The organism is Micromonospora sp. NPDC048830, assembly GCF_043198215.1.
Lineage (GTDB): Bacteria > Actinomycetota > Actinomycetes > Mycobacteriales > Micromonosporaceae > Micromonospora.
Map to the genome: position 1 here is coordinate 121,088 of NZ_JBICUP010000018.1, position 6,000 is coordinate 127,087.

Genomic DNA, 6,000 nt, shown 5'->3' on the forward strand with positions numbered 1-6,000 from the left:
GGCTCCAACCCCGACCAGGCCCGCTGATTCCCCACCGGCGAAGAGGTGCCGCAGCTCACAGCGCCGTCCGGCACTTGTTCGCCGGCCTGACCCACCGGGAGTGTGCGCGCGGGTCCAGCCCGGGAAAGATCTCGGCGTTGCTGCCGATCCGGCATGATGGCGACGTGCTGAGCGCTGTCACTCTTCGGTCGATCCTGTCCCACGACCTGCCCCTCGTCGAGCGGCTGTGGCAGCTGTACCGGCACGACCTGTCGGAGTTTCGCGGCATGCTGCCGAACGACGTGGGCCTTTTCACCGCGGGCCGCCTGCCCGCGTACCTCGACGACCCCGACACCCGTGGCTACATCTTCTACCAGGACACAAGCCCGGTGGGCTTCGCATTCGTGTCCGGCCTGCGGGCCGGGCCGCTGCACATCTCCGAGTTCTTTGTCGTACGGGCCGCGCGCCGCTCGGGCGTCGGAAGTCACGCCGCCCGGCAACTCTTCGCCAGACACAAGGGACAGTGGGAAGTGGCCTTCCAGGAGGAAAATCCTGGCGCCGCCCGCTTCTGGCGTCGGCTCGCCGCCGAGGTCTGCCCGGCGGGGCACCAGGAGGAACGGCGTGCCGTCCCCGGCAAGCCCGAGATTCCTCCGGACACATGGCTGCTGTTCACGACCTGACGCGGTCGGCGCGCCGGATCGGATCCACCGGTGCGAGCCGTCGCTGTAGTGGAACTTCTCGTCGCCGCGCCGCAGGATGCTCACCGCAGCCAGCCCAGGAAGCGGCGGTGCAGGGTGCCGGCGGGCGCCCAGGTCAGATCCTCTGCGGCCCGCGCGAACTGCGCCCCCATGTACAACGCCAACGACATCGGCGCGTCGGTGAACTCCGCCCGCAACTCCTGACGGCGGGTCCGGCAGGGCCAGGGCGCGCCGCAGCCGCCGCAGCTCCAGATCGGCAGCACCGGCCCGTGGGCGGTCACGCTTCAACCCTCAGGTAGCGCGCCATGATCGTCCGGGCCTGCCGGCTGGTCGCCCACTCCACCTGCCAGCACGGGTACGGCGTAAGCCGTGCCCACCACGCCCGGCAGCCCGTGCACATACCGTCCAGTCCTCGGATGTGTACGGCGAGGATCGCCTGCTCCTGCTCGTCGTTCACTCGGTCTCCCCGTCCGGCCAGTGACCCCGGTTGATCGGGATCCGGTGGCGGGCACGGCAGGGCAGGTCGGCACCGCAGCGGCAGATACGGCGCCACTTCCGCCAGCACCACACCGGCCGGTGTCGCCTGGCGAGGGTGAGGGCGGCTGCCAGGACGTACGCGTCGTACGAGACGCGCTGTCTGCCTGGGTTCGACGTGCCACGACAGCCGGCCTCGACTCCGCTCACCGCTCGGCTCTCGTCCCGTAGCAGGTGAGCTGGCCCAGGGTCATCCGCACGGTCGGCACGATCTGCGTCGGCTCGCAGTGCCAATGGCTGTCCCGCAGCCGCTGCGCCTGGTCGAGCAGCCGCCGCTGGGCGGCTGCCTGCTCGGCGGCCTGGTGACGCTGGCCGGTACCGGGTGGGACCGGGTCGGGACGGCCGGTCAGCCGTCGGATGAGCGCTCGGATGGACAGCATCACGGTTGCCTCCGTGCGAGATGTCCAGCAGCAGACGTCCAATGACTGACCTCTTCATCTCGTGCGGTGAGCCCGTATCGGTGGGCCGAGTACGTCATCTGGACGGCGGCTCTTGTGCAATCAGAGTGCGTCCATCAGTGGTGACGAGTTCACCGCTAGTTATGGACGAGTAGGGACGTCCTCGATAGGGTTAGTCGTCCCTACAAGTCGTCCCCCGGCCGCCCAGCGAGCAGGAGCCGCGATGCCGAACGACCGCCTACGCGACGGAATGCTCAAGAAGGGCCTCACGTCGGCCGCGCTCGCGGACAAGCTCGGCGTCGATCCGAAGACCGTCGAGCGGTGGGTCACCCAGAGTCGGAACCCGTACCCGCGTTACCGCCACTCCATTGCCGAACTGCTGGGTGAAAGCGAGTCGTACCTCTGGCCGGACGCTCTACCGACGCAGCGGGCCGTGCAGGTCAGCCAGTCCGAACTCGTCCACATCTACCCGCGCCGCGGGGCCGTCCCGACCGACCTCTGGCAGCGGCTCCTGGAGAAGACCACCCGGCAGGTCGGCGTCCTGGTCTACGGCGGGTTGTTCCTGCCCGAGTTCAACCATCGATGGGTCCCGACGCTGCGCGAGAAGGCGCTGGCCGGGGCACAGGTGGAGTTACTATTCGGTGACCCGGAGGGCGAGCACATCGCCCAGCGCGGAGACGCCGAGGGCATCGGCCCGGCCATGTCGAGCAAGATCCTGAACGCGCTGGCCTTCTACAAGGACCTGCGGGGCCTGGAGAACGTCGGGATCTACTACCACGACACGATCCTCTACAACTCCATCTACCGCTTCGATGACGAGATGCTGGTCAACACGCACCTCTACGGCACGCCGGCCGCCTACGCTCCGGTGATGCACCTACGGCGGCTGGGCGGTGGGGAACTGTTCGACAGCTACGTTGCCAGCTTCAACCGCGTGCTCGGTGTGAAGCGGGCCGTCTGGCCTGAGCACTGAGCCGCTGGCGGTGAGAGGTTAGAACCATGGCCCGGATCGAGCACTTCAACAACCCGAACGCCCCGAAGCCGAACAGCATCGTCGTAGCGGTGACCGTCTTCGTTCAGGACGAGCAGGGCCGGGTGCTCCTCATCCAGCGGACCGACAACGGGCTGTGGGCGCTACCCGGCGGCGCCCAGAATTTCGGCGAGTACATCGCCGAAACGGCCGTCCGAGAGACGCGGGAAGAGACTGGTGTCGAGGTCGAGGTAACCGGACTAGTCGGTATCTACACCAACCCGAACCACGTCGTGGAGTACAGCGACGGCGAGGTACGGCAGCAGTTTTCCATCTGCTTCCGCGGTACGTACCTAGGCGGTGAGCCGACAATCAGTGATGAATCATCGGCTGTGCGGTGGGTCGCTGAGGACGGGCTTGCCGTTCTGCCGGTTCATCCTTCGATGCGGCTTCGGATTAACCACGGATTCCATCAGCGGAGGGAGCCCTACATTGGCTGAGAAGCCAACCGGCCTTGCGTGCGCCTCACGCTCTCAAGCAGCACAGGTTGCGCGTTTTGCCAGAATCGTGTAACCAGATCCTCAGGCCCGTAGCGTCGACGGATTTCTTCCAACCTTTCTTCTACGGAAAGGTCTTGCCCATCCGGCCCGGTGGTCATATCCGCGAACCATAAGGCGTCCGAGGTTGCTGAAATTTCTAGAGGAAATTCAGCGGCCAAGTCCTTACCGAGCCCGCGTTCCTCGGCTTCGTAACTCGCGCAGGAGTGATGCGCGACCAGGCTAGCAATTCTTGTAGCGACTCCTTGCCGAACTAGCCAACGAGCCCCATCCAGCGCATGGAAACCAGTATCCGCGATATTAGGAGCATAACCGATGTCGTGCAGCCATGCGGCAGACACTAAAATATCCCTATCGCCGAGCCGCGCTATCGCCTTGATTCGCGCAGCCTTCGCAGCTACAGCTTGAACGTGTCGCCACCGGCGAGGGAGGGAGGATGCCAAGTGCTGCTCCGCTAGGCGCTCAGCCTGCTGCGCAAATTCTGCCATCATCGCAGACTACGGCAGTAGGACCGTCAAGACAACGGGGCAAATTCCAGGATCGAACTACCTACCATCGGATTCATAATCAAGTACTCCGGCGCGGATTCTATCCTGGGCTTTGCGAAAAAATCGGTTTGATGCGAGCTCGTTCGCGGCAGCAATTGATGAATATTGATCGAGCAAGGCTCGGACGCTGCTCTGCAATTCTTCTGATGTCTTGCTTATGGCGAGAGTGCGTTCAAGTCGTATGAGATGCCGAAGTGTGGTGAAGCGACGCGCTGTATCCCGAAGAGCCGTAGCGCGACGATCTGAGCCGAGGAAGGATGCTGTTGCGGCAATTGCCGCCGAAATTGCACCTACGGCGCCCCACTGCTTCGAAAGGCCGAGGGCGACGAGCAGTGACGCCAAGGCTGCCGCAGCGGCTGGCCCAAAGACGAGGGTACGCCCCCAAAACTCGGCTGACTTGGCTGCTTCGAAATACGTCTGGGAAGAGTAGCTGCAGTCCTCATACAGCCTATCTAATTCTTTAACCAGTTCGGCTTCAACACTAGCTCCAGGCATAGCTCTTCCTAGTAATCGGTAGCGGAATTTCGGCTGGTTCAGTCTTGAGGTAGGCGGCGGTGTCGCCGAGCTCGGGTATGGCGTTGGCTACTGATCGTAGCCATTGTCGCGACGAGACATTCGCCTCATGTATCGCAACAAGCAAAGCTCGACGGACCCGGGTGTGGGTTTCCTGTTGAAACTCCTGCTTCAGTCTGGCTCCATCACCTGCGACACCGAAAAGCCCCAAGTAGCGTGCTGCGAACTCTCGGACAAAACTTTCCTTATTTCGATCCAAGAGCAATCGCCATGCCACTTCCCGGGCCTCTGGAAGCCGCACACCTTGCCTAATCAAGTAAATCAGCAAGTGTTGCTGGGCAAAGGGGTATAGAAATAACTTACTATTGGATAAGAGTTCGACAACAGATTGGCCGAGCTTGGGCTCTTCGCGGTGAAACTGCGCCAGATAGTATAAGGCTTCTCGAGAAACGTGTGGGATCTCCCCGAGATTCGAAGTCAGCCAGAACACGGCGTAGTCGTCATGAACGCGGGACAGCTGGCTTAGCGCGAACTTCAGGTCACGAGGGTCGATCCTCTCTTCCGCTACCGTCCTGTCAAAGAAATCCCAGAGTTCGGCGCGCGTCTTCGGGCTGTCTACGGTGATGCCGTAGTTGATTGCGTCTTTCTCGGCTTCCTCGAACTCTTTGACGATCAGGTTGCTCGGGATTATTCGAGTTTTCGAGGACGATAAAGTGAGATGGCGATTCCGCAAGGTTCCGGTTATGTCGATAATCGCTTGTCGCAGCTCCACCCAACTATTTCCGAAGATGTAAATATCGTCGGAATATCTGAAATGCTTGAGTCGGTTCCGCGATATTTCGGAATCGACTGGAAGAAGATAAAGATTTGCTAAAAGGCCCGACGTGTCGAAACCTTGAGGAATTCCCCAGGCGTTACCTAAGTGATTAAATGCGTCTAGGAAGTTGCTAATCAGCTCCACACTCCAACCAGGGATCGATATCGACTCCAAGTCTGAGGTGAGGATGTCGTTGTCTACGTACTCGTAGAAAGCTGTAACGTCGGTTCGCGCCAAAAGTAGAGACGGCTCTCTCTTGTGGAGCGACCGGGCTTCACGCTGCATCCTAAGCCAGGATCCAACCGGACCAAGCAGGCGCTGCTGACGCTTCCACCACCTGGAACTGTAGACGGAAGCAGGGATGATCTTATCAATTTGCGGAGCGGCAGCCAGCACCGCTGCTTCGTAGGCAAGGCGACGATCTAGGCTTAAGCGTGAGAGCGGTCGGACGGTTAAGATGTTTTTGGGAAGATCTACGATGTCTACGCTTGCCGGCTTGTAATCGCCTGCGAGGATTTTGCCGAGTAAGGTCTGCCGATACGCTTCCCACCGAAAGTCTGTGTCGGCAAAGTTGATGACATCAGGCAGGTCGAGATCACTGTCGGATGTGCCGACTTGTTCCCAGGCAAGGTCTAGGCAGCGCGCGATGTCTCGGCTATCCGCGAGCTTCACAGGCGATCTCCCAGGTGGGGGCGTGCTAGGAGTGGCACTTAGTGTGCCATCTACGGGGCTGCAATGCCTCCTCGGAGAACGCCACCACGATCGGCATCCCGACAGCTGCGCAGGTAGTCGGTAGAGATGGCCTGGCACCGAGACATGTCAAGTCCCACCTGACACTTCGTGGGCACCAGGGACAAGTGGCACCAGGGCACCTGGGCATTGTCGGGTCTCAGCCTCTATCCACCGATGAGTGTCGGGGCGGTGGTACCCCGGAGATAGAAAGTGCCCTCTGAGCTGGAAGGATAGGAGTTCTGACGCTTCTATTC

Annotated in this window: 9 protein-coding genes; 3 read left to right on the top strand and 6 right to left on the bottom strand. The window is 61.5% G+C overall.

The features are described from left to right. Positions 1-164: 164 nt before the first annotated feature. Positions 165-659: a GNAT family N-acetyltransferase gene (locus ACGFIZ_RS17555; RefSeq protein WP_393420377.1), complete on the top strand. Its 495-nt coding sequence runs from the start codon at positions 165-167 to the stop codon at positions 657-659. A gap of 80 nt (positions 660-739) precedes the next feature. On the opposite strand, the gene ACGFIZ_RS17560 is transcribed toward ACGFIZ_RS17555, so the two are convergent. From ACGFIZ_RS17560 to ACGFIZ_RS17570, 3 genes are read right to left on the bottom strand one after another with little or no spacing between them, the layout of a single operon-like run. Then, positions 740-958 carry a hypothetical protein gene (locus ACGFIZ_RS17560; protein WP_393420379.1) on the bottom strand — a complete coding sequence of 73 codons (219 nt, stop codon included), beginning with the start codon at positions 956-958 and terminating at the stop codon, positions 740-742. After that, a complete protein-coding gene (locus ACGFIZ_RS17565) occupies positions 955-1,341 on the bottom strand; it encodes a hypothetical protein (RefSeq protein ID WP_393420414.1) in 387 nt (128 codons plus the stop codon). Before ACGFIZ_RS17565 ends, ACGFIZ_RS17560 begins: the two co-directional genes overlap by 4 nt. Positions 1,342-1,357: 16 nt before the next feature. Continuing rightward, positions 1,358-1,591 (bottom strand): hypothetical protein, encoded by a 234-nt coding sequence (locus ACGFIZ_RS17570; protein ID WP_393420381.1) that lies wholly within the window; start codon positions 1,589-1,591, stop codon positions 1,358-1,360. A gap of 241 nt (positions 1,592-1,832) precedes the next feature. Here ACGFIZ_RS17570 and ACGFIZ_RS17575 point away from each other — a divergent pair, with 241 nt between their 5' ends. Together ACGFIZ_RS17575 and ACGFIZ_RS17580 are read left to right on the top strand one after the other, a co-directional pair. Further along, the gene (locus ACGFIZ_RS17575) at positions 1,833-2,582 is read left to right on the top strand and encodes a helix-turn-helix domain-containing protein (protein WP_393420383.1); all 750 of its coding nucleotides are present in this window, start codon (positions 1,833-1,835) and stop codon (positions 2,580-2,582) included. 26 nt (positions 2,583-2,608) lie between these two features. After that, complete coding sequence (locus tag ACGFIZ_RS17580; RefSeq protein WP_393420385.1) at positions 2,609-3,079, top strand: NUDIX hydrolase; 471 nt, start codon at positions 2,609-2,611, stop codon at positions 3,077-3,079. Here the strand turns inward: ACGFIZ_RS17580 and ACGFIZ_RS17585 are convergent. Genes ACGFIZ_RS17585 through ACGFIZ_RS17595 form a run of 3 tightly spaced genes read right to left on the bottom strand, consistent with a single transcriptional unit; the run spans position 3,067 to position 5,686 of the window. Further along, positions 3,067-3,627: an HD domain-containing protein gene (locus tag ACGFIZ_RS17585; protein ID WP_393420387.1), complete on the bottom strand. Its 561-nt coding sequence runs from the start codon at positions 3,625-3,627 to the stop codon at positions 3,067-3,069. The two genes, ACGFIZ_RS17580 and ACGFIZ_RS17585, sit on opposite strands and share 13 nt — an antisense overlap. A gap of 54 nt (positions 3,628-3,681) precedes the next feature. Then, a complete protein-coding gene (locus tag ACGFIZ_RS17590; RefSeq protein WP_393420389.1) occupies positions 3,682-4,179 on the bottom strand; it encodes a hypothetical protein in 498 nt (165 codons plus the stop codon). Continuing rightward, positions 4,166-5,686, bottom strand: coding sequence for an RNA-directed DNA polymerase (locus ACGFIZ_RS17595; RefSeq protein ID WP_393420391.1), 1,521 nt, complete (start codon positions 5,684-5,686; stop codon positions 4,166-4,168). The genes ACGFIZ_RS17590 and ACGFIZ_RS17595 overlap by 14 nt, the downstream gene beginning before the upstream one ends. Between the last annotated feature and the right edge of the window lie 314 nt (positions 5,687-6,000).

Bases quoted from the DNA above. Each gene is read 5' to 3' on its own strand.
- ACGFIZ_RS17590 (WP_393420389.1), bottom strand. From the start codon at position 4,179: ATGCCTGGAGCTAGTGTTGAAGCCGAACTGGTTAAAGAATTAGATAGG.
- ACGFIZ_RS17580 (WP_393420385.1), top strand. From the start codon at position 2,609: ATGGCCCGGATCGAGCACTTCAACAACCCGAACGCCCCGAAGCCGAAC.
- ACGFIZ_RS17585 (WP_393420387.1), bottom strand. From the start codon at position 3,627: ATGATGGCAGAATTTGCGCAGCAGGCTGAGCGCCTAGCGGAGCAGCAC.
- ACGFIZ_RS17570 (WP_393420381.1), bottom strand. From the start codon at position 1,591: ATGCTGTCCATCCGAGCGCTCATCCGACGGCTGACCGGCCGTCCCGAC.
- ACGFIZ_RS17575 (WP_393420383.1), top strand. From the start codon at position 1,833: ATGCCGAACGACCGCCTACGCGACGGAATGCTCAAGAAGGGCCTCACG.